We start from the raw sequence: 25,876 nt of genomic DNA on the forward strand, positions 1-25,876 counted from the left end.
GCCGGAAACGGTCGAAGGCGTGTGGGATGCAGGGCTGCTTCCCTGCTTTCGTTTCTTTCGAATTGTGCGATGCTGAGGTGACCCAAAAGGAGACAGAAGCATGCACGGAACCTTTGCGGCCCGCACTCTCCTACCCGAGCATCGAGCAGAGATCGCCGAGCTCTGCGCCTTCCTCGACCGCACGCCACAAGCAACCGAGCCTGCCCTGCTGCGCGGCCCGGACGGCAGCACGCGCACCATCCCCCCGGAGGTCTACGAGGCGCTCATGACGGTGGTGCGAGCGCTGTCGGAGGGCAAGGCGGTGACTGTCGCCCCGGTGAACACCACGCTCACCACACAAGAGGCCGCCGACCTGCTGGGAATCAGCCGACCCACATTCGTCAAGATCCTCGATGAGGGAGATGTCCCGTTCTCGCGTCCGGGCAGACACCGTCGGGTGCTGCTGGCTGATGTCCTCACCTACAAGGAGAAGAGGCGTTCACAGCGCAAACACGGGCTGGACGAACTGGTTCGGGTGACCGAAGATGCGGATCTGTACGACAACTGAGCGCGGAATCGGCTGAGTCGACGCTGCCGGCGCGCGCCACGTGACCTGCATGGTCTGCTGGACAGGCTGGACGCCGGCGGTGCCCCGCAGTTCGCGGCCGAATTCCGCCGTCGGCTCTGAACCCCGGCTCGCTCACACCCCCGGTGGCGGCGTCGGTGCGCCCGGGAGTCTGATCGAGGCCACCGTGCCGCTGCCTTCGGCCGCCGGCCGCAGGGCGACCTCGCCGCCCGCGTGCTGGACCGTGCGGGCGACGATGGACAGGCCGAGACCGGAGCCGGGGAGCTGGCGGGCGGAGGGGGAGCGCCAGAAGCGGTCGAAGACGTGCGGGAGGTCCTCGGCCGGGATGCCGGGGCCGTGGTCCCGTACGGTCAGTTCCCCACGGTGCAGGACGACCTCGACCGTCCCGCGCGCCGGGCTGAACTTCACCGCGTTGTCCAGGACGTTGACGACCGCTCGCTCCAGGGACGCCGGCTCGGCGCGTACGTACCAGGGCGCCAGGTCGGCGGTGATGGTGAGCTCCGGGCCACGCAGCCGGGCGCGCCGCAGGGCGTTCCGGGTGATCTCGTGCAGCGCGACCACCTGGAGGGGGCCGGGCTGGGTGGCGTCGGGGCGGGAGAGCTCCTGGAGGTCGCCGATGAGGGCGGCCAGTTCGGTCATCTGGGCCTTGACCGAGGACATGAGGGCCTTGCGGTCGTCGGGCGGGATGGCACGGCCCGTGTCGTCGCTCCGGGCGAGCAGCTCGATGTTCGTACGGAGCGAGGTGAGCGGGGTGCGCAGTTCGTGGCCCGCGTCCGCGATGAGCTGCGACTGACGGTCGCGGGAGGTGGCCAGGGAGCCGGCCATGGAGTTGAACGAGCGTGAGAGCCGGGCGATCTCGTCCTCGCCCTCGGCGGGGATACGGATGGTGAGGTCCTCGGTCTCCGCCACGTGGGCGACGGCGCGGGCGAGGTCGTCGACCGGGCGCAGCCCCGTGCGGGCGATCCACAGTCCGGCGGCGCCGGCACCGACGACACCGATGCCGGCGACCAGGACCAGGACCCAGGCGAGGGTGGAGAGCGGGCCGGTGACCTCCTTCTCGGGGCGCGCCACCGACACGGCGTAGACCTCACCGGAAGGGCGCAGCTCCAGGCCGTAGGTGTACACCCGCATCTTCTGGCCGTCGGCGTCGGTGGCCGAGTACAGCACGTCCCGGCGCTTGCCGCCTGCCACGGCCAGATCCTCTTCCGTCGGCGTGATCCGGGACGCCTCGGGGCCGGCGCAGACCGTGCCGGACGCGTCGATGATCTGCAGGGAGTAGGAGCCCGGCGAACGCAGCGGACCGCGCCCCGCACCCCTGCAACTGGCCAGGAGCTCCGTCACGTAGGACTTGTCGACGGTCGGGGAGTTGCGCAGTGAATCGTCCAGCTGCCCCTCCAGTTGCTCCCGCGTCACGAACCAGCAGGCGGCGGCGACCGCGGTGACCGCCACGGCCACCGCCGCGGCGACCAGCAGGGCCAGCCGTGAGCGGAGCGGCAGCGCGCGGAGCCGGCGGGGAAGGCCGGTCACCCGTCACCGCCGCCGGAACGAAGGGCGTAGCCGACGCCCCGCACCGTGTGGACGAGACGCGGCTCGCCACCCGCCTCCGTCTTGCGGCGCAGGTACATCACGTACACGTCCAGGGAGTTGGAGCTGGGCTCGAAGTCGAAGCCCCAGACCGCCTTGAGGATCTGCTCGCGGGTCAGCACCTGACGGGGGTGGGCCAGGAACATCTCGAGCAGGGTGAACTCGGTGCGGGTGAGCTCCACCCGCCGGGTCCCCCGGGTGACCTCGCGGGTGCTCAGGTCCATGCGCAGGTCGGCGAAGGACAGGACGTCGTCGTCGGGGAGGGGCCCGCCCGCGGCGACGGCGTAGGAGCTGCGGCGCAGCAGGGCCCGGATGCGGGCGAAGAGCTCGTCCAGTTCGAAGGGCTTGACGAGGTAGTCGTCGGCGCCGGCGTCGAGGCCGGTGACCCGGTCGCCCACGGTGTCGCGGGCGGTGAGCATCAGGATGGGTGTGGTCGACCCGGTGGACCGGATGCGCCGGGCGGCGGTGAGGCCGTCCATGCGGGGCATCTGGATGTCCAGGACGATCAGGTCGGGGGCGTACGACTCGGCCTTGGCCAGGGCGTCGTAGCCGTCCACGGCCACCTCCGTCCCGTACCCCTCGAACGCGAGACTGCGCTGCAGTGCCTCGCGCACGGCGGGTTCGTCGTCGACGATCAGGACGCGCTGCGGACCGTCTTCGGCGGGGCTCATCGCTTCTTCGTCCTCTTCCTTCGTGCCGGTGCTGTCTGCCGGGCTCTCAGCCTCGCACGGCCACCGCACGGCGTCGCGCGGCACGTCGCCCACGGACCGGCACCGCTGCGGATACCGGGCCGGCGGGAGCGGGGACGGCGGCCACGGGACGGGAGCCGGTGCAGGGGGCGCCCCCGTCAGGAGCCGCCGCCGGCCCGCAGGGCGTCCAGGTCGGCCTTGAGCGTGTCGACCGGGATGGCGAAGCCGAGGCCCACGCTGCCCGCCGCCGTACTGCCCGAGGCGCTGGAGGAACTGGGTGAGTACATCGCGGAGTTGATGCCGATGATCTTGCCGTTCATGTTGATCAGTGCGCCGCCGGAGTTCCCCGGGTTGAGCGAGGCATCGGTCTGGATGGCCTTGTACGTCGTCTTCGACGAGCCCGTGTCACCGTTGAACTGCTGCCCGCCGAACTCGAACGGCCAGTTCTGGCCGCCCTGTTGCCCTTGCTGCTGCTGCTGGCCCTGGCTCTGGTCCTCGTCCTTGGCGACCGTCACGTCCCTGTCCAGGGCGGAGACGATGCCGCTGGTCACCGTGCCGGTCAGGCCCTCGGGGGAGCCGATCGCCACGACCTGGTCGCCGACCTTCACCGACGAGGAGTCGCCGAGCGAGGCCGTCTTCAGCCCGCTCGCGCCCCGGAGCTCGATGAGCGCCAGGTCCTTGTCGGGGTCCGTTCCGACGACGTCGGCCGTGTACGTCCTGCCGGTGCTGAGGGCCACCTCGATCGCGGAGGCACCGGCGATGACGTGGTTGTTGGTGACGATCTCGCCGTCCGCCGTGATGACGACCCCGGAGCCGGTGGCCTCGCCCGACGAGGACGTCGCGCTGATCTCGACGATGGACGGCGACACGGCCTCCGCCACACCGGAGACGGTGCCGGCGCTGCTCTGCGAGACGGTGGTGCCGCTGACGGCGCCGCCGGTGCCGGTGCTGCCGGAGCCGCCACCGGAGAGTTCGCCGACGAGGGTGGCGGTGCCCCCGCCGATGGCCGCGGCGGCGATGGCCACCGCGGTCAGCAGGGCGAACGGCCGCCTGACCCGGCGCTCGGGCCTCGGGGTGCCGGCGGACGTGAGGGGCTGGGGCGCCGGGGCCGGCCAGGTGTGGGTGGTCGTGGGCGTCCCGGCGGTCCCCTGCCCGGGGCCGTAGGCCGGCGGTGGCGGGCAGGCCCGCTCGCCACCGCCGTACGCGGCACTGCCGTACGGACCGGTCCCGTGCGACGTGCTGCCGTACGGACCCGTGCCGTGGGCGCCGTCGTCGTACGAACCGTCGTCGTTCGAGTGGGGCATCGGGGACTCGCCGCTCGGGCGGTGGCTGTCGGTCATGTCCCCGAGAGTGGCCAGCGAACATGAGAGCAGCCTGAGTACGTCCTGAGAAGCCCGGCAGAACCTCGTATGCCCGATATGAGGAAGCGTGTCGCTACGGCCCGGTCACGGTCGGTTCACCGCAGCCGCACGACCGGCGCACCACCAGCGCGGACGGGAACTGCTTCAGCCGCTCGCGCCGCGACCCCGAGACCCGCAGGGAGTCGTCGAGGACCAGGTCCACGGCCGCCCGGGCCATGGCCGGGCGGTCCGAGAAGACCGTCGTGAGCGGCGGGTCGGTGAGCCCCGCCTCCTTCACGTCGTCGAAGCCCGCGACCGCGAGCTCACCCGGCACGTCGATGCGGAGCTCGCGCGCGGCCCGGAGCACGCCGATGGCCTGGTCGTCCGTGGAACAGAAGATCGCCGGGGGCCTGTCGGGACCGGAGAGCAGCTTCAGGGCCACCTGGTAGGCGTCGTAGCGGTTGTACGGGGCGTGGAAGAGCCGGCCCTCCGTCGGCCGCCCGGCCTCCTGCATCGCCCGGCGCCATCCCTCGATGTGGTCGGCGACCGGGTCACCGACCACCGGGGTCGACTCCATGCCACCGAGGCACGCCACATAGGCGTTGCCGTGCTCCAGGAGATGGCGGGTGGCGAGCTGGGCGCCACCGACGTCGTCGGTGACGACCGCGACGTCGTCGATCGCCTCGGGGCGTTCGTGCAGCAGGACCACGCGGGCGTCCCAGGCCTCTATCTCGGCCGCCGCGCGCTCGCTGGGACCCTGGCTGACGAGGATCAGCCCGGACACCCGCATGCCGAGGAAGGCGCGCAGATAGTGGACCTCGCGTTCGTCCCGGTAGTCCGAGTTCCCGACGAGCACCATCTTCCCGCGCTCGGCCGCCGCCTGTTCGACCGCGTGCGCCATCTCGGCGAAGAACGGCTGCCGGGCGTCCGGCACGATCATCCCTATGAGATCGGTGCGCCGCGAGGCCATGGCCTGGGCGACCCGGTCGGGCCGGTAGCCCAGCTCCTTGATCGCGCCCAGCACCCGCTCGCGCGTGGCCGGGGCGACCGGCCGGGGTCCGTTGTTGATGACGTAGCTGACGACCGCTGTCGAGGTCCCCGCCAGTCTCGCCACATCGTCCCGCGTCACCTTGGCCACGCGCGGCAGTCTACGCGGATCGACCTACCGCTTGGCAGGCCGGACCGGGGCTTCTTCCACGACTTCGGCATCCGTCGACTGCTCCGTACGGGTGACCTCCCCGTCCGCCGTCCTGGACGCCGCCTTGGCCTTGGCGTCCTCGCCTCCCCGGTCCGCCTTCTCGGGGGTGACGAACCGGTAGCCGACGTTGCGCACGGTGCCGATCAACGACTCGTGCTCCGGGCCGAGCTTGGCCCGCAGCCGCCGTACGTGGACGTCGACCGTGCGGGTGCCGCCGAAGTAGTCGTAGCCCCAGACCTCCTGGAGCAGCTGGGCGCGGGTGAAGACCCGGCCCGGGTGCTGGGCGAGGTACTTGAGCAGTTCGAATTCCTTGAAGGTCAGGTCCAGGACCCGGCCCTTGAGCTTGGCGCTGTACGTCGCCTCGTCGACCGAGAGATCACCGTTGCGGATCTCCATGGGGGAGTCGTCGGCGGTGATCTGCTGGCGGCCGGTCGCCAGGCGCAGCCGGGCCTCGACCTCGGCGGGGCCCGCGGTGTCCAGCAGTACGTCGTCGATGCCCCAGTCCGCGGTGACGGCCGCGAGGCCGCCCTCCGTCACGACGAGGATCAGCGGACAGCCGGGCCCGGTGGACCGCAGCAGCTGGCAGAGCGAGCGCACCTGGGGGAGGTCGCGACGGCCGTCGATGAGAATGACGTCGGCACCCGGGGTGTCGACGAGCGCTGGTCCCTCGGCGGGGGCCACCCGCACGCTGTGCAGCAGAAGGCCGAGGGCGGGGAGCACCTCCGTCGACGGTTGGAGGGCATTCGTCAGAAGCAGCAGTGAACTCATCGCCGCCCACCTGCCTGGGTCGTCGGTCGATCGTGCACGTTCAGCTCGCCCATTACGTCGGTCCTCCTCGTTCCCTGCGAGAGGGGCACTCCCGGGTCGGACCCGGGGGAGTATGCGGCACTGCTTCGTACTCCCGTACGGCCATCACCCGCGACGACCGTCATACGGTTCTTACCGTGCGGTCCCGCGCCCGGGGACCGCTGAGCTTGTGGAAACGTCGCCGTAACAACGCTCGGAAAGCACAAAAGGACCCGGGGGCTGCTTTGCCCGGATCCTCTTCGCAGCAGAATAGCCCACATGAGTTCTGTGTCCGAGGGTCGTTTCCTGAGTTCTTCTGTTCCCTCGATCACGCCGGTCCCCCGGCGCACCACGTTGCTGACCGGTGACGGGGTGCGTATCGAGGCGGTGTACACCCCGTGTACGGCGGGTTCCGGGTCGGTCGGGGACGGTGTGCGGAAAGGGACCGCCGTCGTCCTCGCGCACGGGTTCACCGGCGCCGCCGACCGGCCGGCGCTGCTGCGCGCCGCCGAGGTGTTCTCCCAGCGTGCGGCCGTGATCACGTTCTCCTTCCGGGGCCACGGAAGGTCCGGCGGACGCTCCACGGTGGGCGATCGCGAGGTGCTGGACCTCGCGGCCGCGGTCTCCTGGGCGCGGTCCCTGGGGCACCGGCGCATCGTTACGGTCGGGTTCTCGATGGGAGGTTCCGTGGTGCTCCGGCACGCCGCTCTGTATACGGCTGCGGAAGGCGGTGAAATCCCGGTCGAGAAATACGGCCGTGCGGGAGCCGAACGGGTGGAGGGGCACACCGGAGCGCAGAAGGCGCACGGGGGGCGTGCAGGAGCGCACTCCGGCGGATCTCATGCGCCGGTGGGTGCCCACACGGACGCGGTCGTCTCGGTGAGCGCACCGGCCCGCTGGTACTACCGGGGCACGGCCCCGATGCGCCGCCTGCACTGGGTCGTCACCCGCCCCACGGGGCGGCTCGTCGGCCGCTACGGCTTCCGCACCCGCATCCACCGCGAGGACTGGAACCCCGTGCCGCTCTCGCCGGTGGAGGCCGTCCCGCTGATCACCGCGCCCCTGCTGATCGTGCACGGCGACCGGGACCCGTACTTCCCCGTCGATCACCCGCGGATGCTGGCGGAAGCCGCGGGTGAGGGGGCCGAGCTCTGGCTGGAGCACGGCATGGGCCACGCGGAGAACGCCGCCGGCGGGGAGCTGCTGGCCCGTATCGCCGACTGGACGGAGTCGGCGTGATCCATGATGGACAGCCGACGTACGACGAAAGGGGTGCCGCCATGGCAGCGGGGACGATCCGCTACTGGGCCGCGGCCAAGGCCGCCGCGGGGACCGCGGAGGAGCCGTACACGGCGGAGACGCTCGCCGAGGCCCTCGACGGGGTGCGCGAGCGGCACCCCGGTGAGCTGACGCGCGTACTGCTCCGATGCTCGTTCCTGATCGACGGGAATCCTGTGGGGACCCGCGGTCATGAGACCGTACGGCTTGCCGAGGGCGGCACGGTCGAGGTGCTCCCGCCGTTCGCAGGAGGGTGAACCCCAGACCATGAGCAACAACCATCAGCAGTATCCGTACGACCCGGGACCCGGGCGGCAGCAGGACGGGCAGCAGCAGCCCTATGACCCGGCGTACGGGCCGCAGGACGGGCAGCAGCAGCCCTATGACCCGGCGTACGGGCAGCCCGCGCGGCCCGCGTACGGGCAGCAGTCCTACGACCCCGCGTACGGGCCGCAGGACCAGCCGGTGCACGGGCAGCAGGACCAGGTGCCCGCGTACGGGCAGCAGCCCGCCCAGCCCGCGTACGGGCAGCCCGCCCAGCCCGCGTACGGGCAGCAGCCGCCCCTGTGCCCGGAGCCCGCTCTCTACCCGGAGCCCGCCGTGTACCCGGAGCAGGGTGGCCACCAGGCGTCCCAGGGGGAGGGCGCGGCCCAGACGTGGGAGGGGCAGACCTGGGACACCCAGTACCAGCCGACGATCCAGCCGCAGCACCACGCCGCGCCGCCCGCGGCGCCGCAGGGTGCCCTTCCGCTGCCGCCCGAGGCGCCGGCGGCCCCGTTCGCCCCAGAGCCTCCGGCGGCCTCGGCGTCCGCCCCCGGCGGCTCCGACTACAGCGCCCCCACCACTCTGGGCAACAGCCGGATCACCGACGCCCAGCGAGCCCGCGCGGAGGGACGCTCGCCCATCATCGCGCCGGGGATCCAGCCCGCCGCGATCACCGCGGGCCTCGGTCTGCTCCTCGCGCTCGGTGCCGCGGTCGGGGCCTACGCCCTGCTCGTACCCCTCGTGCTGCTCCAGGCCGTGACAGCCGCGGGATGGTTCCGGCTGAACGGCATGTGGCCGGCCAGGCAGGGCATCGCGCTCGCCTTCGCAGGCGGTGCGGTGGCCGACGCGGTGCTGCTCGCGGCGGGCCGGGACAACGCTCCGGCGGCCATCCTCGGCACGCTCGGCGTCTGGGTGCTGCTCACGCTCGTCCTCCAGTTGCGCAGCCACGCCGGGGCCGACGAGCGGATGTACGGCCTGACGGCCACCGTCGCGTCGGCGGCGCTCGCCGTCCTGGCCGCCGGGCACCTGGCGGCCGTCCCGGAGGCGGTGACGGTGGGCGGTGTCGCGGTCGCCGTGGCCGTGCTCGTCAGGGCCCTGCCACTGCCCGGGCCGGCCTCGGTCGTCGTGGCGCTGCTCGCCTCGGCGGGTGCGGGACTGGCCGCCGGAGGGCTCACGGACTTCGGTGCGCAGGCCGCGTTCCTGGGGTTCGCGGCCGGCGGCTGCGCGCTGATCGGACTGCGGGTCGCGAGCTACGACTACCCGTCCCGCTTCGTGCACATGACGGCCGGGGTGGCGCTGCCGCTCACGGCGGCGGCTCCCGCCGTCTATCTGATCGGCCGTGCGATCGCCTGACGGTCCTGACGCACCCTCACGTCGACCCCGCCGCCGGGGAACCGGCCGGGCCCTCTGCTCGTCGATCATTCCGGGTGCGCCGCACAGGCGGCAGTAGGCTCACGTGCACCAGAGGTCCGTCCGGTCCGAGTGGGGGAACAACAGGCATGCGAGCACTGCGAATACTGCTGATCATCGCCGTGGTGCTGGGCGGCGTCTTCGTCGCCGTGGACCGCGCCGCCGTGTACTTCGCGGAGTCGGAGGCCGAGGGGCGGGTCGCCTTCGGCGGCGCGGAGGCCGGCTCGACCGACGTCTCGATCAAGGGCTTCCCGTTCCTGACGCAGGTCGCCGGGTCGGAGTTCGACCGTGTGGACGTCACGGTGAAGGACATCCGTGCCAGCGCGGCCGGGCGGGCCATACGGATCAGCGAGATCCGGGCCCAGCTGCGGCACGTCACGCTGGGCGCGGGCTATTCCAGTGCGACGGCCTCCCGGGCCACCGGGACGGCCGTCGTCTCGTACGCGGCTCTCACCGAGGCCGCCGACGAGGGCGTGACGGTCGCCTACGGCGGCGACGGCAAGGTCAAGGTCACCGGTTCCGTCCGGATCCCCCTGCTGGGACAGACGGTCACGCGCAGCGTGCTCTCCACGGTCACCCTGGCCGACGGCGACACCGTCAAGGTGCGCGCCGACGAGGTCCCGGGTGAGGGCATCCCCGGCCTGGAGGACCTGGTCAGGAAGAAGACGGACTTCGAGCGCGGGATCGGCGGGCTGCCCGAGGGCCTCAAGCTGGAGAAGATCGAGGTGGCGCCGGACGGCCTGGAGATCTCGATGACCGGCGCCGACATCCGGCTGGCGGGATGACGACGCGGGCGCGGCACGCACCACGACGGACATCCTCCGGGCGGGGCGGAGCCTCATAAGAACGGCCGGACGGCTGATCCAGATGCTGAGACCGGGCCGTCCGTCCAGCAGATGGCGACCGGGCCAGGAGCCCCGTGCGCTGGGCCTCCGACAGGGCTGACCGACATCGTGTCCCGTATGGCGGACGATCGTGTCTCATCATCCGATACGACGGTGGCATCTGCGCCCTTACCTCCCTACGATCGGACGCATGAAGCGACAGGCGGACCTCACGAAGCGGCGGGCAGTAGACCTGTGCCGCGTCGCCGCCATGCTCTGTCGCACCTTCTGAGCGGGACACCCTCCCGTTTCCCCCCGGCCCTTCGACGAAGTCAGGGCCGGATCCCGTGCCTTGCGTACGCGTTCCGCCGCAAGCACCTGCGCGTACACCCCGCACCCCGCACACCGCACCGCCCCGCCGAAGACTGCCCCGGAGGAGAAACACATGAGCCGCGCAGACGTTCTGGTCGACGCCGACTGGGTCGAGGCCCACATCGACGACCCGCAGGTCGCCATCGTCGAGGTCGACGAGGACACCTCGGCGTACGAGAAGAACCACATCAAGAACGCGATCCGGATCGACTGGACCAAGGACCTCCAGGACCCGGTCCGCCGTGACTTCGTCGACCAGGCCGGCTTCGAGAAGCTCCTGTCCGAGAAGGGCATCGCCAACGACACGCTGGTCGTCCTCTACGGCGGCAACAACAACTGGTTCGCGTCGTACGCCTACTGGTACTTCAAGCTGTACGGCCACGAGAACGTCAAGCTGCTCGACGGCGGCCGCAAGAAGTGGGAGCTCGACTCCCGCGACCTGACCGACGTCGTCCCGACGCGGCCGGCCACCCAGTACAAGGCCAAGGCCCAGGACGAGTCGATCCGCGCCTACCGCGACGACGTCGTGGCCGCCATCGGCAGCCAGAACCTCGTCGACGTGCGGTCGCCCGACGAGTTCAGCGGCAAGCTGCTCGCCCCGGCGCACCTCCCGCAGGAGCAGTCGCAGCGCCCCGGCCACGTGCCGAGCGCCCGCAACATCCCGTGGTCGAAGAACGCCAACGACGACGGCACGTTCAAGTCGGACGACGAGCTCAAGGCCCTCTACGAGGACGAGAAGGTGGACCTGTCCAAGGACACCATCGCGTACTGCCGCATCGGTGAGCGCTCCGCGCTCACCTGGTTCGTCCTGCACGAGCTGCTCGGCCAGGAGAACGTCAAGAACTACGACGGTTCGTGGACCGAGTACGGCTCCCTCGTGGGTGTGCCGATCGAGCTCGGCGCCAACAAGTAATTCCGCAGGACCCGATCAGCAGGACCCCGACCCGAAGGACAGAACACCATGTGTGGAGCACAGGCCGGCGGCCCCGACGCTTCGACGATCAAGCCGGGCGAGACGACCATCCAGGGCAGCGTGACCCGCGACGGCGAGCCCGTCACCGGGTACGTCCGTCTGCTGGACTCGACCGGTGAGTTCACCGCCGAGGTCCCGACCTCGGCGACCGGACAGTTCCGCTTCTACGCGGCCGAGGGCACCTGGACGCTCCGCGCCCTGGTCCCGGGCGGCACCGCCGACCGTACGGTCGTGGCGCAGACCGGTGGTCTCGCCGAGGTCGCCATCGCCGTGTAGTTCACGCGCACGAACGGCCGGAGGGCCGCACCCCAGGGGGGTTGGACGCCACCTGGACAGGGGTGCGGCCCTTCGCGCCGTCCACATGCGCGTCCGCACGGTGGAGTTCTACGCTGGACACATGTACGCCCGGCGAAGGCGCGCCTATTTCGTGATGATGGGCGGGTGCCTCTTCCTCTTCGTCTCCGCCTGGGCCGTCGTGCGTCTGTGGTCCGTACCGGCGGCGGTGGCGATGTGCGTGGTCGCCATGGTCATACCGCCCGTGGCGGCGGTCGTCGCCAACCGCCGGGGTCCCGAGGACCGCTGGTGGGACGACGGGGCCCGGGACGATCCTCCGGACGTCAGGGCCCCGGGCACCGGACCTCCAAAAGCCGGGCGCCCGGATCCCCGGCCCCGGTCGCCCCGGGAGGCGCCCACCGGCGACCCGACGTCGGACGCGTGGTGGGACGAACTGGACGGCAGGAACCGCCGGCGGTAGGCCGACGGAGCCCCCTGCTCAGTACACGAGGGCCTGGGCGCCGTCCGCCACGGCCTCCTGTACGAAGACCTGTGCGCCGGCGATACGCACGCCTTCCAGGACGTCCTGCTCCGTGATGTCGCGACGGGCCGCGCACTGGGTGCAGAGCGTGATCCCGCCACCCGCGAGGACCGAGTCGATCAGGTCGGGCAGCGGCGCCGCGTGCGGCAGCTCGAACTCGGCGGCGCGTCCCGGCAGCGCGAACCAGGCGGACTCACCGGTGAGCCACAGCGAGACCTCGACCCCGCTGGCGACGGCCACGGCCGCCACGGTGAAGGCCTGCGAGCAGCGCTCGGGGGCATCGGCTCCGGCGGTCACCTTGATCACGAGCTTCTTCGGCATGTACCGAACTGTAATCCCCGGCCGGTCAGCCTCCCCGCGACGTGTGGGTCAGTCGGGTGCGCGGGTCAGGGCGCCCGCGCCCGAGGTCTTCCCGAGGGGACCCTTGTGGAACCGGACGACGGTCCCGTTCCACCGGACCGTGGCCCCGCGGAACCAGCTCCTGGGCTGAACCGGCCGCGCCCGGGGCAAACCCCGGGCCGCCGTGCCGGGCCCCCACCCATTAGGCTGGGGGCCCGGCCGCCTGCTGCCGTCATGTCGTTCGTACCGAGGAGCTCCCGTGCTTGAGGCTTTCTTCTCCGCCCTGCTGGTCCTGGTCTGCGTCGGTGTGCTCGCCTTCGCCGCCGTGACCGTGAAGAAGCTGTACCAGGGCCAGCGCTGACCCTCGCCGAACCCCTTCCGTACCCCCTCACAGATCGTCTGAGCCGCTCATGATCGAGATTCCGTCCGACCTCCACCCGGACCTCGTGCCGCTGGCCTTCCTCCTCGGCAACTGGGCGGGTGCGGGCGTCTCCGACTTCCCCGGCGCCGAGAAGTGCAACTTCGGTCAGGAAGTGACCTTCAGCCACGACGGCCGCGACTTCCTCGAGTACGTCTCGCACTCCTGGGTGCTGGACGCCGACGGCAAGCAGGTCAAGCCGCTGGAGTCCGAGTCCGGGTACTGGCGCATCGACAAGGACCGCAAGGTCGAGATCGTCATGGTCCGCGACCAGGGCATCGTCGAGGTCTGGTACGGAGAGCTGGCGAAGCAGAAGCCGCAGATCGACATCGTCACCGACGCGGTGGCCCGCACCGCCGCCTCCGGCCCGTACAGCGGGGGCAAGCGCCTCTACGGCTATGTGAACAGCGACCTGATGTGGGTCGGCGAGAAGGCCACCCCCGACGTGGAGCTGCGGCCGTACATGTCGGCGCACCTGAAGAAGGTCGTCACCCCGGAAGAGGTCGCCGAGATGGCCAAGAGCCTCGGGGACATGCCTGACGACGGCATCGCGTTCTTCAAGTAGCAGGCACGGGCCCGTTCCGGACGGATCCGCGGGCCCGCGCCCGCCCAGCCCTACACTGGGGCTGTGGTGAGCACCGACTGGAAGACCGATCTTCGGCAGCGCGGCTACCGGCTGACGCCCCAGCGCCAGCTTGTCCTGGAGGCCGTCGACACCCTGGAGCACGCGACTCCCGACGACATCCTCTGCGAGGTGCGCAGGACGGCGTCGGGGGTGAACATCTCCACCGTCTACCGGACCCTGGAGCTCCTCGAGGAGCTCGGACTGGTCAGTCACGCCCACCTCGGGCACGGGGCCCCGACCTATCACCTGGCGGACCGACACCACCACATCCACCTCGTCTGCCGGGACTGCGCGGACGTCATCGAGGCCGACGTCGACGTGGTCGCCGACTTCACGGCCAAGCTGCGCGGCACGTTCGGCTTCGAGACCGACATGAAGCACTTCGCGATCTTCGGGCGCTGCGCCGACTGCTCGGCGAAGGCCGCGGAGGCCGGGTCCCCGGAGGGACCGGACAGCGCGCGGTAGGGCCGGCCCACCCGGGTCGTACGCTGGTCGCATGAAGAGCCCCTTGCTGTCCCTGCCCGGCGCCGTCCCCGCCGAGGGGCGTGACGAAGGCGTCGCCGCGCACTACGGCGACCTGTTCCGTGAGCAACGCGCCCTCGCCGACGGCGGCGGCCTCGTCGACCTCTCGCACCGGGGGGTCGTCACGGTCACCGGCGACGACCGGCTGACGTGGCTGCACCTGCTGCTCACCCAGCACGTCAGCGACCTCGCTCCGAACCAGGCGACCGAGGCGCTGATCCTCTCCGCCAACGGGCACATCGAACACGCCCTCTACCTGGTCGACGACGGCGCGACGGTGTGGATGCACGCCGAGCCGGAGACCCGGGGCGAGCTCGTGGCGTACCTGGAGTCGATGAAGTTCTTCTACCGCGTGGAGGTCGCCGACCGCACCGAGGACTTCGCCGTCGTGCACCTGCCGGCCGGCTCGATCACCCAGGTCCCGGACGGAGTGGCCGTCCGGGAGACGGCACACGGCCGCGACCTGTTCCTGCCCCGGACCGCCCTGGAGGACTTCGCGGCCGCGCACGGCCCGGTGGCCGGGATCCTGGCGTACGAGGCGCTGCGCGTCGAGGCGCACCGCCCGCGCCTGGGCTTCGAGACCGACCACCGCACCATCCCGCACGAGCTGGGCTGGATCGGCAGCGCCGTGCACCTCCAGAAGGGCTGCTACCGGGGCCAGGAGACGGTCGCCCGTGTCCACAACCTGGGGAAGCCGCCGCGCCGGCTCGTCTTCCTGCACCTCGACGGCAGCGAGGTGCATCTGCCCGGCCACGGGACGCCGGTCCGGCTGGCCGCCGACGGCCAGGAGGGCCGTCAGCTCGGGTTCATCACCACCTCGGCCCGCCACCACGAACTGGGGCCGATCGCCCTGGCGCTGGTGAAGCGGAACGTGGCGGTGGACGCGGAACTGATCGCGGGCGACACCGCGGCGGCCCAGGAGACGATCGTCGAGCCGTAGAGCGACTACGCGCGGCCGTCCACTCGGCCTGCCCGCGCTGCTATACCTCGACCAGTACGGTGAACGGGCCGTGATTGGTGAGCGAGACCCGCATGTCCGCCCCGAACCGGCCCGTCTCCACCTGCGCGCCGAGCGCGCGCAGCTGCGCCACCACCTCGTCGACCAGCGGTTCGGCGACCTCGCCCGGGGCGGCGGCGTTCCACGTGGGCCTGCGGCCCTTCCTGGCGTCCCCGTAGAGAGTGAACTGCGAAATGACCAAAAGCGGTGCATTCACGTCCGAGCAGGACTTCTCGCCCTCCAGGATCCTCAGTGTCCACAGCTTGCGGGCGAGCTGGGCCGCCTTCTCCGCGGTGTCGCCGTGAGTGACCCCCACCAGCACACACAGTCCCTCGCCGACGATCTCGCCGACCGTTCCGGTCCCCGGCGGGCCGTCCGCGGCGCCCGCCACGGTGACGCTCGCGCCGTCCACTCTCTGTATCACTGCACGCATACAGACCAACCTATCTTGGGCTGAACGGGTACAGAGCACCTGCGTGAACACCCTGCGTAGTGGCACCATGCACGATGTCGGTGTGCCGACGCACCGGTCGAGGGGACGGATCATCATGACGACACATGGAAACGGGCCATCGCCCGGTGCCGTACCAGGGACACGCGCGGCAGCCGGCTTGCGGCCGCCGGTGCAGCGGACCGTTGCTGTGCCCGGCCCGCTGCCCACCCCGCCCGTACACCTGCCCGGAGCGGTGTCCGTGCCCGGGCAGGCCGGAGGCGGTGCGGTCGAAGGCCTGGCGTCCGTACGCCCGCAGCCCGAGTTCGGCGGGCTGCGGCTGCCGGAGCTGCGCACCCTGCGCCGTGACGCCCAGCGCGACGAGGCGGACCTCAGTTACGTACGCCGTCTGGTCCAGGGCCGGATCGACATCCTGCGGGCCGAGCTCGCCCGTCGTGTGGACCCCGAGTCGCCCGTGGTGGACCGGCTCTCGGAGATCCTCGCCGACACCCCGTCCGTCCACCGCTCCTCCGCACGGCACGTCACCCTCACCACCCCGCGCAGCGACGAGTACCGGCAACTGGCCGCGGACACACTCGCCGAGGTCGGCCTCTCGGACCTCGACGCCCGGACGGACGAAGAGCTCCTGACCGCCATGGGGCGGCTCGTCCGCTACGAGCAGCAGGTTTCCAGGCGCCGCCACCGGCTCCAGCGGACCGTCGACGATTGCAGCGCGGAGATCGCCCGCAGGTACCGTGACGGTGAAGCACAAGTAGAGGACCTGCTCGCCTGAAGCGACCCTTCCGGGGGCGGGTCACGCCCGCCCCCGGAAGGCCACCCGCCAGCATGACCTCCTCCATAGCCCCCTCCCCTTCGGCGCCCTCGGCGCCCGTGCTCCCGGTCCTGGCCGAGGTCGTACGGTCCGGTTTCACCGAGGGCCACCACAGGGGGTCGCTGGTCCTCCTGGCCGCGGACGGGAGTGTGGAGCTCGCGCTCGGCGACCCGGCGGCCCCGGTCTTCCCGCGCTCGTCCAACAAGCCGATGCAGGCCGCAGCGATCCTGCGCGCCGGGCTGGACCTGTCGGGGGAGCGGCTGGCTCTGGCCGCGGCGAGCCACTCGGGTGAGGGCTTCCACCTCGACCTGGTGCGCACCATGCTCGCCGAGCACGGGCTGAAGGCCGGCGATCTCCAGACACCGCCCGACCTTCCGCTGGACCCCGTCGAGGCGGAGGCGTACCTCGCCGCCGGGGGTGTGCGGGAGCCGCTCACCATGAACTGCTCCGGCAAGCACGCGGCGATGCTCGCCGTCTGCCTGCGCAACGGCTGGGACACGGCGTCCTACCTCGACCCGTCCCACCCCCTGCAGCTGCTGATCGGCGAGGTCGTCGCGGAGGCGGCGGGCGAGCCCGTCGCGGCGGTCGGCACGGACGGCTGCGGCGCCCCGCTGATGGCGATCGGACTGGTGGGCCTGGCCCGCGCGTTCCGCGCCTTCGTGCTGGCCGGGCCCGGCACGCCGGAACGCCGGGTCGCCGACGCCATGCGGGCGCACCCCGAGTACGTCGCCGGCACGCGGCGGCCGGACACCTGGCTGATGCGGGAGGTGCCGGGCACGCTGTCCAAGATGGGTGCCGAGGCGGTCCAGGCGGTGGCGCTCCCGGACGGCAGGGCTCTCGCCTTCAAGATCGACGACGGTTCCACGCGCGCCCTCGGCCCGGTGCTGGCCCGCGCCCTCGGACTGCTGGGCGTGGACGCGCCGGTGGTGTCCCGTATCGGGCGGGCGCCTCTGACGGGTGGCGACGCGGTGGTGGGCGGTATCCGGGCCGCCTTCTGAGCGACGGCGGGGCCGGCCACGGCCTTGCCGGGGCGGCCGTAAATACGGGCGACAACGCGGACGCCTGTGCCTAGCGTGACCGTATGAACCCTGATCCACGTCCCGTCTCCGAAGCCGAGTTCCCGGACTGGCTCCGTGCCGTGGGTACGGGGTTCCTGCGGTCGTCCTCGGGGCCGCCGCCGGATGAGGAGGTCGCCGTACGCCTGGCCCACACCGATCTGGCCCGTGTCCAGGGGGTGTTCGACGCCGGGCGCTGTGTGGCCACCTTCCGGTCGTTCGCGCAGGAACTGACCGTCGTCGGCGGTGCCACGGTGCCGGCCGACGCCGTCACCGGCGTGACGGTGACACCCACGCACCGCCGTCGCGGCCTCCTCGGCAGGATGATGGCCGGGGACCTGGCGGCGGCGAAGGAGCGCGGCGACGTGGTCGCCTCGCTGATCGCCGCGGAGTACCCGATCTACCGGCGGTACGGCTTCGGCCCCGCCACCTGGACCACGGAGTGGGAGATCGACGTACCCCGGTCCGGCCTTGACCCGCGCGGCAGAGTTCCCTCGGAGGAGGACGGCGGCCGGATCGAGCTGGTGGACGGCGCGGACGTGCGCAAGCTGGGCCCCGGACTCCACGGCCGGCTCGCGGCCGCGCAGCCCGGCGTCGTCTCCCGCGACGAGCGCTGGTGGCAGCGCGGCACCGGCATCGACGTCCCGGCCCACGAGTCGTGGACGGAGCCCTTCTACGCGGTGTACCGGTCGGCGGACGGGGAGACGGACGGGCTGATCGCCTACCGCGCCGACGACCACTGGGGCGACCGGAAGCAGCCGCTCAACAAGGCGACGGTCGTCGGCATGATCGCCGTGACCCCCGCGGCGGAACGCGCGCTGTGGCGGTTCGTCTGCTCCGTCGACTGGATCACCACCGTCCGCTCCGGGTACCGCGCACCCGACGACGTGCTGCCCCTCCTCCTCCCCGATCCCCGGGCCGCCCGGGTCGTGACCCAGGCGGACTGGTTGTGGCTGCGGGTCCTGGACGTGCCCAGGGCGCTGGAGGCGCGTGCGTACACGAGCGAAGCCACTCTGGTCCTGGACGTCCGCGACGCCACGGGCCTGGCGGCCGGCCGGTTCCTGCTCGATGTCTCGCCGTCCGGCGCGTCCTGTGTCCCCACGACCCGGGACGCCGACCTCACGCTGGACGTGGCGGAGTTGGGCACGCTCTACCTGGGCGACGAGTCGCCGGTCCGGCTTGCCGCGCTCGGCCGGCTCGACGAACACCGCGCGGGCGCGGCGGCGAGGGCGGACACGGTGTTCCGGACGCCCCGGCGGCCGTGGTGCCCGGACATGTTCTGAGGGGTGCAGGGGGCGCGCGTTCCGGAGAGCCGCCCCCGACCTGAGGGGCGGCTCTCCGGAACACCCGTCCCTCGGGTCACCGCGTCCGCATCCGGAAGAGGACGCTGGACAGCACCACTGCCGCCAGCAGGATCCCGGCCGCCCAGGCGAGCGCGGTCCAGGGGGCGTCGCCCACCGGCTGGCCCAGGAGGAGGCCCCGGAGGGATTCGATGGCCGGGGTGACCGGCTGGTGGTCCGCGAATCCCCGGAGCCAGCCCGGCATGCTGTCGACGGGGACGAACGCGCTGCTCGGGTAGGGCAGGAACGACATGAAGAAGGTGAAGCCGCCGGCCGCTTCCGGCGTGCGGGCGAGCAGGCCCATCGCCGCCGAGATCCAGGACAGGGCCACGATGTAGGCGAGCAGGACGGCGGCGACGGCGAGCCAGCCGGCGGGGGTGGCGGCCGGGCGGAAGCCGATGAGCAGGGCGACGGCGAAGACCAGCGTGGTGGAGACCAGATTGCGCACCGTACTCGCCGCGACGTGGCCGGCCAGGATCGGCGTCGCCCCGATGTCCAGCGAGCGGAACCGGTCGATGATGCCGCCCTTCATGTCCTCGCTCACCGCGACCGCCGTGGTGGCCGAGCCGAAGCCGGCGCACAGGAAGAGCACACCGGGTACGACGTACGAGACGTACGAGTCGTAGGCGGTGCCCGTGTCGATCGCCCCGCCGAAGAAGTAGACGAAGATCAGCATCAGCATGATCGGCAGCATCATCGACGTGATGACGGCGTCCACGTTCCGGCGGCTGATGAGCAGGCTGCGGCCGGTCATGACCGTGGCGTACGTGAGGGATCCGGGTGCGTCAGACATGGGCCGGTGCCTCCGTCTTCTCGGTGGTCAGGGCGAGGAAGACGTCGTCGAGGGTGGCGCTGTGCACGGAGAAGCGGTCGACGTCCGTGCGGTGCGGGTCGATCTCGTCGAGCAGAGCCCGGGCGTGGAGGGCGGTGCCGTCCGTGGGCAGCCCCAGGGTGAGGGTCTCGGGGGAGTGGTGGACGGCGCGGGTGGCGAGCCGGAGATAGGCCTCGCGGCTGTTGAGGACGAGGTCCAGGCGGTGTCCGGAGACGCGTGACTTCAGGGCTTCGGCGGTCCCCTCGGCGACGATACGGCCCTGGTCGAGGACGGTGATCCGGTCGGCGAGCTGGTCCGCCTCCTCCAGGTACTGGGTGGTGAGGAGGACCGCGGCGCCCCGGTCCGCCAGGTCGCGCACCACCTGCCAGAGCTCGCGGCGGCTGCGTGGGTCGAGGCCGGTGGTGGGCTCGTCGAGGAAGAAGACGGCGGGCTCGGGCGAGCCGACCAGCCCAGCCGCCAGGTCGAGGCGGCGCCGCATCCCCCCGGAGTACGTGCGGGCCTGGCGTCGGGCCGCGTCGGTGAGGCCGAAGCGGACGAGGAGTTCCCCGGCGCGGTCCCGGGCCTGGGCGCGGGTCAGCCCGGACAGCCGCGCCATCAACCGCAGGGTCTCCTCTCCGGTCAGCGTCTCGTCGACGGCGGCGAACTGCCCGGTCAGGCTGATGGCGCGGCGCACCCGGCGCCGGTCGGTGACGACGTCGTACCCGGCGACGCTCGCCGTGCCGGAGTCGGCGGTGGTGAGTGTGGCGAGGATCCGCACGGTGGTGGTCTTGCCCGCGCCGTTGGGGCCGAGAAGTGCGTGGACCCCCGCCCGGGCGACGCGGAGGCCGACTCCGTCCAGCACCCGGGTGCCCGGTCTGCCGTAGGACTTGGTCAGGCCGTGTGCCTCGATCATGACGTCGTTGACGGCGGTGGTCATGAGGTCCCCCATCTGCGTATGGCATACGCGTTACTGCGTAAGCATTACGCAAACCTAGGATGGTGGCAAGCCAGTACTGGGAAAGGCGGCTTCGGGTGACGGAGAACAGCGGCGCGTCGGGCGGTACGGGCCTGCCGCCGAGCATCGAGGCCGCGTGGGGACTGCGCCCGCGTACGGCCAAGGGGCCGAAGCCCGGCCTGACGCTCGACCGCATCGTCGCCGCGGCTGTGGACGTGGCCGCGTCGGAGGGGCTCTCGGCCGTCTCGATGGGGCGGGTCGCCAAGGAGCTGGGCGTCTCCACCATGTCGCTGTACCGCTACGTCTCCGCCAAGGAGGAGCTGTACGTCCTCATGCAGGAGGCGGCCATGGGAGCCCCCGAGCCGCTGCCCGCACTGGAGGAAGGGGCGGGCTGGCGGGAAGCGCTCAGCCAGTGGGCGTGGGCCCAGCGCCGGGTGTTCCACCGCAACCTCTGGTCCCTGCGCATCCCGATCTCGGGCCCGCCGGCCAGCCCTCACTCGGTCGCCTGGTGGGAACAGGGCCTCCAGGCGCTGGAGGGCAGCGGCCTGGCGGAGGGCGACAAGATCTCGGTCATCCTCTTCGTCGCGGGATTCGTCAGGAACGAGGCCCTGCTGATGAGCGATCTCGCCGCCGCCGTCGAGGCGAAGGGCGTTTCGCCCCAGGAGGTGATGGCGCAGTGGGAGCGGACGGTGAAACGCCTCATCGATCCCGTCCGCCATCCCGCGCTGTGCAGGCTGCTGGGCACCGAGGTCATGAGTGAGCCCGACGAGGCCGACTACGAGTTCGTGTTCGGTCTCGAGCGGGCGCTCGACGGGGTCGAAGCCCTCATCCGGAAGGGAACGCCGTCATGAGTGCCCGGAAGACCGGCGGCCTGCGCGAACGCAAGAAGCAGCTGACCTATCAGGCCGTCTCCGAAGCCGCGATCTCCCTGTTCCTCGAACGGGGCTTCGACAAGGTCTCGGTGGCCGAGGTGGCGGCTGCCGCCGACATCTCGAAGCCGACGCTGTTCCGGTACTTCCCGGCGAAGGAGGACCTGGTCCTGCACCGGTTCGCCGACCACGAGGACGAGGCGGCCCGCGTCGTCTCCGGCCGCCCCGACGGCGTCCCGCCGCTGGACGCGCTGCGCCGGCACTTCCTGGACGGGCTGGACCGCCGCGACCCGGTGACCGGGCTCTGCGACGCCCCGCCCGTGCTGGCCTTCCACCGGCTCCTCTACGGGACCCCCTCCCTCGTCGCGCGCCTGTACGCCTACCAGGGCCGCTCCGAAGCGGCGCTCGCCCGTGCGCTGGATCCCGGCTGTCCGGTGACGGCGCGGCTCGCGGCGGGTCAGATCATCGCCGTGCTGCGCATCCTGGCCGAGGAGAACTGGCGGCGGATCGACGCCGGGGAGAGTGCCGGCCAGGTGTACGGGGACGCGGTCGCGGCGGCCGGCCTCGCCTTCGCCCAGCTGGAGGACGGGCTGTTCACGCCTCCTCGAGGATGAGGCCGAACGGTGCGTGCAGGTCGGCCGGCTCGCGGAAACGCACGCCGGTCATGCCGAGCGCGACGGCCGCCGCGACGTTCTCCCGGCTGTCGTCCACGAAGAGGCACCGGTCCATCGGCACCCCGGCCCGCGCCGCCGCGATCCGGTAGAGGGCCGGATCCGGCTTGGCGACCCCCTCGACGGCGCTGCTGACCACGTGGTCGGCCAGATCCGTGAGCCCCAGGGCGGCGAGGTCCTCGTCCAGCCGGAGCGTGGCGTTGGTGATCAGCACCAGCGGTACGCGCGTACGTATCCGGCGCAGCAGGGCCACCACCGCCTCGTCGGCCCGGAACGGCGCCCGTGCGAGGGCCCGTCCCAGTTCCCGTGCCCTGTCGGCGTCGACCCGGCCGGCGAGCCCGCGCGCGACGGCCTCGACCCATTCCTCCTCGGTCACCCGGCCCAGGAGCAGCGGGAGGTCGACCTCGGGGGCGTAGGCGATGTCCTCCGTGGTTCCCGGGGGCAGGCCGGCCGCCCGTTCCAGCGCGGTCACGTGCGTCACGTCGTAGAAGCGGACGACGTTGTCCAGATCGCACAGCACGGCCTCGCAGGGCCCGCCCCGGGTGGTCACTGCCCGGCCGCAGCGACGTCCAGGGCCGCCCCGTACAGCCGCGACACCTGGATCCGGATGACGACGCGGCGCTCGGCCACCGCCTGTTCCAGGAAGGCCTGTTCGGCTGCCCGGTCGTCGAACCCCGGTGTCAGGGAGAGCAGTTCCCGGCCGACGGCGTCACCGGCCACGGCTGTCGGCTCCGACACCTGCGCCAGCCCCTCGGCCACGGCGAACGACCAGACGTCGCCGCCGTCCACATGCAGGGAGGCGTGCGGATTCCGCCCCAGGATGCGGGCCTTGAGGCGGCCCGCGGTGGAGGAGACCCGCAGGATCCGCTCTTCGGCGTCCCAGCGGTACAGCACCGTCGACAGGTGCGGATGACCGGTGGAACGGACGGCGGCGAGCACTCCGAACTGCCGTTCACTCAGGATCCGGGAGAGCGCCCGGTCGTCGAGGGTGCGGGGCGCGGGCCCGCCCTTCGTCTCTTCGGTGGTGTTCACGGTGCGCACCTTTCAGGCCGTGGGGCTCGGGGGCCGAGAGCTCAGGAGGATGGAAGGAGGGGCCGAGAGGGCGCGGGCACGGAGCGGCGAGGGCCATCGGTCTCGTCCTGTCGGGTGGACCGACAAGAGTGACCGTAGCAGATGGTTTCGTTGCAGACTATATCTTCCGGTCCGACCGGTCCGACCGCCGTCGGGCGTCCGGGGCGGCCCGGATGGTCAGCCCTGGCCGCCCTGGCCGCCCTGGCGTGCGCGGCGGACCGGCCCGGCGTTCTCGGCCGGAGTGGCCAGCTCGCCCGTGGCCAGCTGGTCCAGGGCGCGCAGCAGGGCCTCGCGGTCGCCGTCGGCGAGGGATCCGAGGGTCTCCCGGTGCACCCGGTCGACGATCTCCTGGCTCCGGGCGGCGATCCGGGCGCCCTCCTCGGTGACGGCGATGATCCGGGCCCTCCGGTCGCGGCTCGACGGCCGCCGTTCGGCGAGTCCGGCGCTCTCCAGGGCGTCCACGGTCACCACCATCGTGGTCTTGTCCATGTCGCCGATCTCCGCGAGCTGGATCTGGGTGCGCTCCCCCTCCAGGGCGTGCACCAGGACGCAGTGCATGCGTGCGGTCAGGCCGACCGTGGCGAGCGCCGCCGCCATCCGGGTCCGCAGGACATGGCTGGTGTGGTCGAGGAGGTAGGACAGGTCAGGTGCCGTACGGGCGGGAGTCAGGGCGGTCATGCGGGCCAGCGTAACAATCCGTACCGTTGCGGATCATCCATAAGGGGACGTCATGGCAGTTCGTGCCGCAGCAGCGCCCGCGCGAACGGCTCCCCGGTCCTCTCGGCGTAGGCCATCCGCTCCTTCACCTCGCGGAGCGTGCGCGGGCGGTAGCCCGGACCGCCGCAGCAGCTCTTGTGGAAGCGGACGCCCGCGTTCAGCAGGACGGAGAGGGTGCGCCATGCCGCGGCGTCCCGCCTTCGCGGCGCCGCGAAGGCGGAGCCGGCACGGATGAGCGTCCGGGCGCACCGGGGGCAGACGCGGTCCTGCCGCTCCCCGTCGTAGGGCTGCTTGTACGAGGCCCGGCACGGCAGGCAGACGTACGAGGTCTTCGAGGGAGGCATGGCGCCAGAGTAGGGCGCGGCGCCCGGCCGTTCGACTCCTTTACGGCGCCCCCGGCACCTCGTTCCCTGTGCGGCGCCCCTCCGGAACCACGATCGGCGAAGCCCTGGCTCACGCCCGGTCCCGGCGGCCACGCTCCCGTTCCCGCCCCCACAGGCGCCCGGCCCGTCGCCGGATCGCCGGCCGCCGGCGACGCGGGCGTTCCCACGACGACGGCCTCTCGCCCCGGCCGGTCTCCCACGGGCGACCGGGCGCGAGCAGCGGGCCCTTGCGCTCGGCCTGGGCCCGGATCTCGTGATGGGCCTCGTGGGCGGTCACCCGGAAGGCCTCGTCGTAGGACGCCAGCGCGGCGCTGATCGCCGCGCCCCCGGTACCACGGCGCCGGACGTGGGACGCCAGCCACCTGAAGCAGCCCAGGACGGCGCCCAGCACGACCGCGAGCACGAACAGGGGCAGGAGGTCACTCATGGCCCGACGCTACGGGACCGGGCGCCCTCCTGTGAGGGGGCGTGCGGCTCCTCCCCGATCCGCTTCTCGAACCAGTGGTGGGCGTACGGCTCGTCGTTGAAGGCGGGGACCTCGCGGAAGCCGGCGGAGCGGTACAGCCCGATCGCGGCGGCGAGAGCGCTGTTGGTGTCCAGGCGCAGGACGTCGCGGCCGAGCGCGGCGGTCCGCGTCTCCAGCGCGGTCAGGAGGCGGCGGGCGACGCCGAGGCCTCGGGCGTGGGGGGCGACCCACATGCGTTTGATCTCGGCCGGAGCCCCGGCCGGAAGTTTCAGCCCCGCGCAGCCGGCCGGTTCGCCGTGCAGACGGGCCACCAGGAACAGGCCGTGCGGGGCGCGCAGCCCGCCCGCGTCCGGGAGCAGGCTTCGGGCGGGATCGAAACCGGTGTCGAAACGCTCGCGCAGTTCGGTGAAGTAGGCGTGCAGGCAGTACCGGGCGTCCGGGTGATCCGGGTCGACGGCGTCCAGGGTGACTGCCGGAGCCGCTACCGGAGGGGAGGCCCCGGGCGTGGAGGCGGCCGGCCGGGCGTCGGCGTCAGGCATCCCGGCCGGCCTCACGTGCCGCCTGCTCCAGCCGGCTCCTGTGGTTCTCCCACCAGGCCGCGTCACCCGGAGGGATGCTGTCGTTGCCCTTGCTCATCCCGACCGCGCCGTCGATGAGTTCCCGCAGGATGTCGGCGTGCCCCGCGTGCCGGTGGGTGTCGGCGACCACCCGCACCGCGGCATGGTGCAGCGTCGTCCCGTTGCGGTGGCTCGGCCACCACGGCACCGTGCCGACCGTGTCCAGCGGCAGTGCCTCGATCGTCGCGTCCGCGTGGGCCCAGGCCCGGTGGTAGAGCTCCACGATGTACCCGCGCGTCTCGTCGGCGGTGGCCCACATGTCGGCATTGGGCTCGGCCCCTTCCTCCACCCACGGCAGCGGCTCACCGGACGGCCGCCCGAAGGTGTCGCCCAGATAGCCCAGTTCCACACCGGCGGCGTGCTTGACCAGGCCCAGCAGGTTCGTGCCGGTCGGCGTCAGCGGGCGTCGGACGTCGTACTCGGACAGCCCTTCGAGCTTCCAGAGCAGGGCCTCCCGTGCCGACTGCAGGTAGTGGTGGAGGTCGGCCTTGGCGTCAGGTGCGGTCATGGTGCCGAGTCTGCCGCGCCGGCCTCCCGTGGTCATCGCCTTTTCGCCCCTCGGCCCGCGCGACGTGGCGGACGCGGCCCGGCCCGTCCGGGCATGGCGTGGAACACTTTTGCAAGCGGGCGCTTGCAATAGTTAGCAAAGGTGGTGCACCAT

The 25,876-nt window shown here is 72.0% G+C and carries 32 protein-coding genes and 1 pseudogene; 17 read left to right on the forward strand and 16 right to left on the reverse strand.

Annotated elements, in window-relative coordinates:
• Positions 1-100: 100 nt before the first annotated feature.
• Positions 101-547, forward strand: coding sequence for a helix-turn-helix domain-containing protein (locus ACHFIV_RS00275; RefSeq protein WP_398961752.1), 447 nt, complete (start codon positions 101-103; stop codon positions 545-547).
• Positions 548-679: 132 nt separating this feature from the next.
• Here ACHFIV_RS00275 and ACHFIV_RS00280 read toward each other — a convergent pair whose 3' ends face one another.
• The 5 genes from ACHFIV_RS00280 to ACHFIV_RS00300 all read right to left on the reverse strand — a co-directional run bounded on the left by ACHFIV_RS00280 (position 680) and on the right by ACHFIV_RS00300 (position 6,144).
• Entirely contained in the window at positions 680-2,092 is a 1,413-nt protein-coding gene (locus ACHFIV_RS00280) for a HAMP domain-containing sensor histidine kinase (protein ID WP_398961755.1), read from the reverse strand.
• The gene (locus tag ACHFIV_RS00285; protein ID WP_398961757.1) at positions 2,089-2,820 is read right to left on the reverse strand and encodes a response regulator transcription factor; all 732 of its coding nucleotides are present in this window, start codon (positions 2,818-2,820) and stop codon (positions 2,089-2,091) included. Before ACHFIV_RS00285 ends, ACHFIV_RS00280 begins: the two co-directional genes overlap by 4 nt.
• Before the next feature lie 176 nt (positions 2,821-2,996).
• Complete coding sequence (locus ACHFIV_RS00290; RefSeq protein ID WP_398961760.1) at positions 2,997-4,178, reverse strand: S1C family serine protease; 1,182 nt, start codon at positions 4,176-4,178, stop codon at positions 2,997-2,999.
• Between the two features lie 94 nt (positions 4,179-4,272).
• Positions 4,273-5,316 (reverse strand): LacI family DNA-binding transcriptional regulator, encoded by a 1,044-nt coding sequence (locus ACHFIV_RS00295; protein ID WP_398961763.1) that lies wholly within the window; start codon positions 5,314-5,316, stop codon positions 4,273-4,275.
• Positions 5,317-5,340: 24 nt separating this feature from the next.
• Positions 5,341-6,144: a winged-helix domain-containing protein gene (locus ACHFIV_RS00300; RefSeq protein WP_398961766.1), complete on the reverse strand. Its 804-nt coding sequence runs from the start codon at positions 6,142-6,144 to the stop codon at positions 5,341-5,343.
• Between the two features lie 297 nt (positions 6,145-6,441).
• Here ACHFIV_RS00300 and ACHFIV_RS00305 point away from each other — a divergent pair, with 297 nt between their 5' ends.
• The 8 genes from ACHFIV_RS00305 (at position 6,442) to ACHFIV_RS00340 (ending at position 12,037) form a co-directional block, all read left to right on the forward strand.
• Positions 6,442-7,401 (forward strand): alpha/beta hydrolase, encoded by a 960-nt coding sequence (locus ACHFIV_RS00305; protein WP_398961770.1) that lies wholly within the window; start codon positions 6,442-6,444, stop codon positions 7,399-7,401.
• Between the two features lie 41 nt (positions 7,402-7,442).
• Positions 7,443-7,697: a MoaD/ThiS family protein gene (locus ACHFIV_RS00310; protein ID WP_099174183.1), complete on the forward strand. Its 255-nt coding sequence runs from the start codon at positions 7,443-7,445 to the stop codon at positions 7,695-7,697.
• Positions 7,698-7,707: 10 nt separating this feature from the next.
• Positions 7,708-9,057, forward strand: coding sequence for a hypothetical protein (locus ACHFIV_RS00315; RefSeq protein ID WP_398961772.1), 1,350 nt, complete (start codon positions 7,708-7,710; stop codon positions 9,055-9,057).
• A 146-nt stretch (positions 9,058-9,203) separates the two neighbouring features.
• Positions 9,204-9,899, forward strand: a complete 696-nt coding sequence (locus ACHFIV_RS00320; RefSeq protein WP_398961775.1) for a DUF2993 domain-containing protein — start codon at positions 9,204-9,206, stop codon at positions 9,897-9,899.
• 250 nt (positions 9,900-10,149) lie between these two features.
• A complete protein-coding gene (locus ACHFIV_RS00325) occupies positions 10,150-10,230 on the forward strand; it encodes a putative leader peptide (RefSeq protein WP_350310325.1) in 81 nt (26 codons plus the stop codon).
• Positions 10,231-10,383: 153 nt separating this feature from the next.
• Positions 10,384-11,223 carry a sulfurtransferase gene (locus tag ACHFIV_RS00330; protein ID WP_398961777.1) on the forward strand — a complete coding sequence of 280 codons (840 nt, stop codon included), beginning with the start codon at positions 10,384-10,386 and terminating at the stop codon, positions 11,221-11,223.
• 48 nt (positions 11,224-11,271) lie between these two features.
• Entirely contained in the window at positions 11,272-11,559 is a 288-nt protein-coding gene (locus ACHFIV_RS00335; RefSeq protein ID WP_014154938.1) for a DUF1416 domain-containing protein, read from the forward strand.
• Between the two features lie 121 nt (positions 11,560-11,680).
• On the forward strand, positions 11,681-12,037 hold the full coding sequence (locus tag ACHFIV_RS00340; protein WP_398961781.1) for a DUF3099 domain-containing protein: 357 nt from the start codon (positions 11,681-11,683) through the stop codon (positions 12,035-12,037).
• Positions 12,038-12,055: 18 nt separating this feature from the next.
• Here the strand turns inward: ACHFIV_RS00340 and ACHFIV_RS00345 are convergent, their stop codons facing one another.
• Complete coding sequence (locus ACHFIV_RS00345; protein ID WP_398961784.1) at positions 12,056-12,418, reverse strand: DsrE family protein; 363 nt, start codon at positions 12,416-12,418, stop codon at positions 12,056-12,058.
• A 428-nt stretch (positions 12,419-12,846) separates the two neighbouring features.
• Here ACHFIV_RS00345 and ACHFIV_RS00350 point away from each other — a divergent pair, with 428 nt between their 5' ends.
• The 3 genes from ACHFIV_RS00350 to ygfZ all read left to right on the forward strand — a co-directional run bounded on the left by ACHFIV_RS00350 (position 12,847) and on the right by ygfZ (position 14,941).
• Entirely contained in the window at positions 12,847-13,419 is a 573-nt protein-coding gene (locus ACHFIV_RS00350; protein WP_398961786.1) for an FABP family protein, read from the forward strand.
• A gap of 63 nt (positions 13,420-13,482) precedes the next feature.
• Positions 13,483-13,944 carry a Fur family transcriptional regulator gene (locus ACHFIV_RS00355; protein WP_398961788.1) on the forward strand — a complete coding sequence of 154 codons (462 nt, stop codon included), beginning with the start codon at positions 13,483-13,485 and terminating at the stop codon, positions 13,942-13,944.
• 31 nt (positions 13,945-13,975) lie between these two features.
• Positions 13,976-14,941, forward strand: coding sequence for a CAF17-like 4Fe-4S cluster assembly/insertion protein YgfZ (gene ygfZ, locus ACHFIV_RS00360; protein ID WP_398961790.1), 966 nt, complete (start codon positions 13,976-13,978; stop codon positions 14,939-14,941).
• Positions 14,942-14,981: 40 nt separating this feature from the next.
• On the opposite strand, the gene dtd is transcribed toward ygfZ, so the two are convergent.
• The gene (gene dtd / locus ACHFIV_RS00365) at positions 14,982-15,431 is read right to left on the reverse strand and encodes a D-aminoacyl-tRNA deacylase (protein ID WP_398961792.1); all 450 of its coding nucleotides are present in this window, start codon (positions 15,429-15,431) and stop codon (positions 14,982-14,984) included.
• Between the two features lie 115 nt (positions 15,432-15,546).
• On the opposite strand from dtd, the gene ACHFIV_RS00370 reads away from it, so the two are divergent.
• The 3 genes from ACHFIV_RS00370 to ACHFIV_RS00380 all read left to right on the forward strand — a co-directional run bounded on the left by ACHFIV_RS00370 (position 15,547) and on the right by ACHFIV_RS00380 (position 18,598).
• Positions 15,547-16,221, forward strand: coding sequence for an RsiG family protein (locus tag ACHFIV_RS00370; RefSeq protein WP_398961795.1), 675 nt, complete (start codon positions 15,547-15,549; stop codon positions 16,219-16,221).
• Between the two features lie 53 nt (positions 16,222-16,274).
• Positions 16,275-17,258 (forward strand): asparaginase, encoded by a 984-nt coding sequence (locus ACHFIV_RS00375; protein ID WP_398961798.1) that lies wholly within the window; start codon positions 16,275-16,277, stop codon positions 17,256-17,258.
• Between the two features lie 83 nt (positions 17,259-17,341).
• Positions 17,342-18,598: a GNAT family N-acetyltransferase gene (locus tag ACHFIV_RS00380; protein WP_398961800.1), complete on the forward strand. Its 1,257-nt coding sequence runs from the start codon at positions 17,342-17,344 to the stop codon at positions 18,596-18,598.
• Between the two features lie 76 nt (positions 18,599-18,674).
• Here the strand turns inward: ACHFIV_RS00380 and ACHFIV_RS00385 are convergent, their stop codons facing one another.
• On the reverse strand, positions 18,675-19,448 hold the full coding sequence (locus tag ACHFIV_RS00385) for an ABC transporter permease (RefSeq protein WP_398961803.1): 774 nt from the start codon (positions 19,446-19,448) through the stop codon (positions 18,675-18,677).
• The gene (locus tag ACHFIV_RS00390; protein ID WP_398961805.1) at positions 19,441-20,403 is read right to left on the reverse strand and encodes an ATP-binding cassette domain-containing protein; all 963 of its coding nucleotides are present in this window, start codon (positions 20,401-20,403) and stop codon (positions 19,441-19,443) included. The genes ACHFIV_RS00385 and ACHFIV_RS00390 overlap by 8 nt, the downstream gene beginning before the upstream one ends.
• A 95-nt stretch (positions 20,404-20,498) precedes the next feature.
• Between ACHFIV_RS00390 and ACHFIV_RS00395 the strand changes: the two genes are divergently transcribed.
• Positions 20,499-21,272, forward strand: a complete 774-nt coding sequence (locus tag ACHFIV_RS00395; RefSeq protein ID WP_398961807.1) for a TetR/AcrR family transcriptional regulator — start codon at positions 20,499-20,501, stop codon at positions 21,270-21,272.
• Positions 21,269-21,904 (forward strand): TetR family transcriptional regulator, encoded by a 636-nt coding sequence (locus tag ACHFIV_RS00400; RefSeq protein ID WP_398961809.1) that lies wholly within the window; start codon positions 21,269-21,271, stop codon positions 21,902-21,904. The genes ACHFIV_RS00395 and ACHFIV_RS00400 overlap by 4 nt, the downstream gene beginning before the upstream one ends.
• Here the strand turns inward: ACHFIV_RS00400 and ACHFIV_RS00405 are convergent.
• From ACHFIV_RS00405 to ACHFIV_RS00435, 7 genes and pseudogenes are all read right to left on the reverse strand, one after another.
• Positions 21,885-22,511, reverse strand: a complete 627-nt coding sequence (locus ACHFIV_RS00405; RefSeq protein WP_398961810.1) for an HAD family hydrolase — start codon at positions 22,509-22,511, stop codon at positions 21,885-21,887. The genes ACHFIV_RS00400 and ACHFIV_RS00405 overlap by 20 nt on opposite strands.
• Positions 22,508-22,993, reverse strand: coding sequence for a TIGR03618 family F420-dependent PPOX class oxidoreductase (locus ACHFIV_RS00410; protein WP_398961812.1), 486 nt, complete (start codon positions 22,991-22,993; stop codon positions 22,508-22,510). Before ACHFIV_RS00410 ends, ACHFIV_RS00405 begins: the two co-directional genes overlap by 4 nt.
• A gap of 216 nt (positions 22,994-23,209) precedes the next feature.
• Entirely contained in the window at positions 23,210-23,710 is a 501-nt protein-coding gene (locus tag ACHFIV_RS00415; RefSeq protein ID WP_398961814.1) for a MarR family winged helix-turn-helix transcriptional regulator, read from the reverse strand.
• Positions 23,711-23,760: 50 nt separating this feature from the next.
• Positions 23,761-24,093 carry a deoxyxylulose-5-phosphate synthase gene (locus ACHFIV_RS00420; protein WP_398961816.1) on the reverse strand — a complete coding sequence of 111 codons (333 nt, stop codon included), beginning with the start codon at positions 24,091-24,093 and terminating at the stop codon, positions 23,761-23,763.
• A gap of 109 nt (positions 24,094-24,202) precedes the next feature.
• Positions 24,203-24,559, reverse strand: coding sequence for a hypothetical protein (locus ACHFIV_RS00425; protein ID WP_398961819.1), 357 nt, complete (start codon positions 24,557-24,559; stop codon positions 24,203-24,205).
• A pseudogene (locus ACHFIV_RS00430) lies at positions 24,556-25,083 on the reverse strand (GNAT family N-acetyltransferase); the annotation flags it as partial. The pseudogene ACHFIV_RS00430 and the gene ACHFIV_RS00425, both read right to left, overlap by 4 nt.
• Before the next feature lie 46 nt (positions 25,084-25,129).
• A complete protein-coding gene (locus ACHFIV_RS00435; protein WP_398961822.1) occupies positions 25,130-25,723 on the reverse strand; it encodes a DinB family protein in 594 nt (197 codons plus the stop codon).
• Between the last annotated feature and the right edge of the window lie 153 nt (positions 25,724-25,876).

This window comes from Streptomyces sp. ALB3, from assembly GCF_044385685.1.
Classification (GTDB): domain Bacteria; phylum Actinomycetota; class Actinomycetes; order Streptomycetales; family Streptomycetaceae; genus Streptomyces.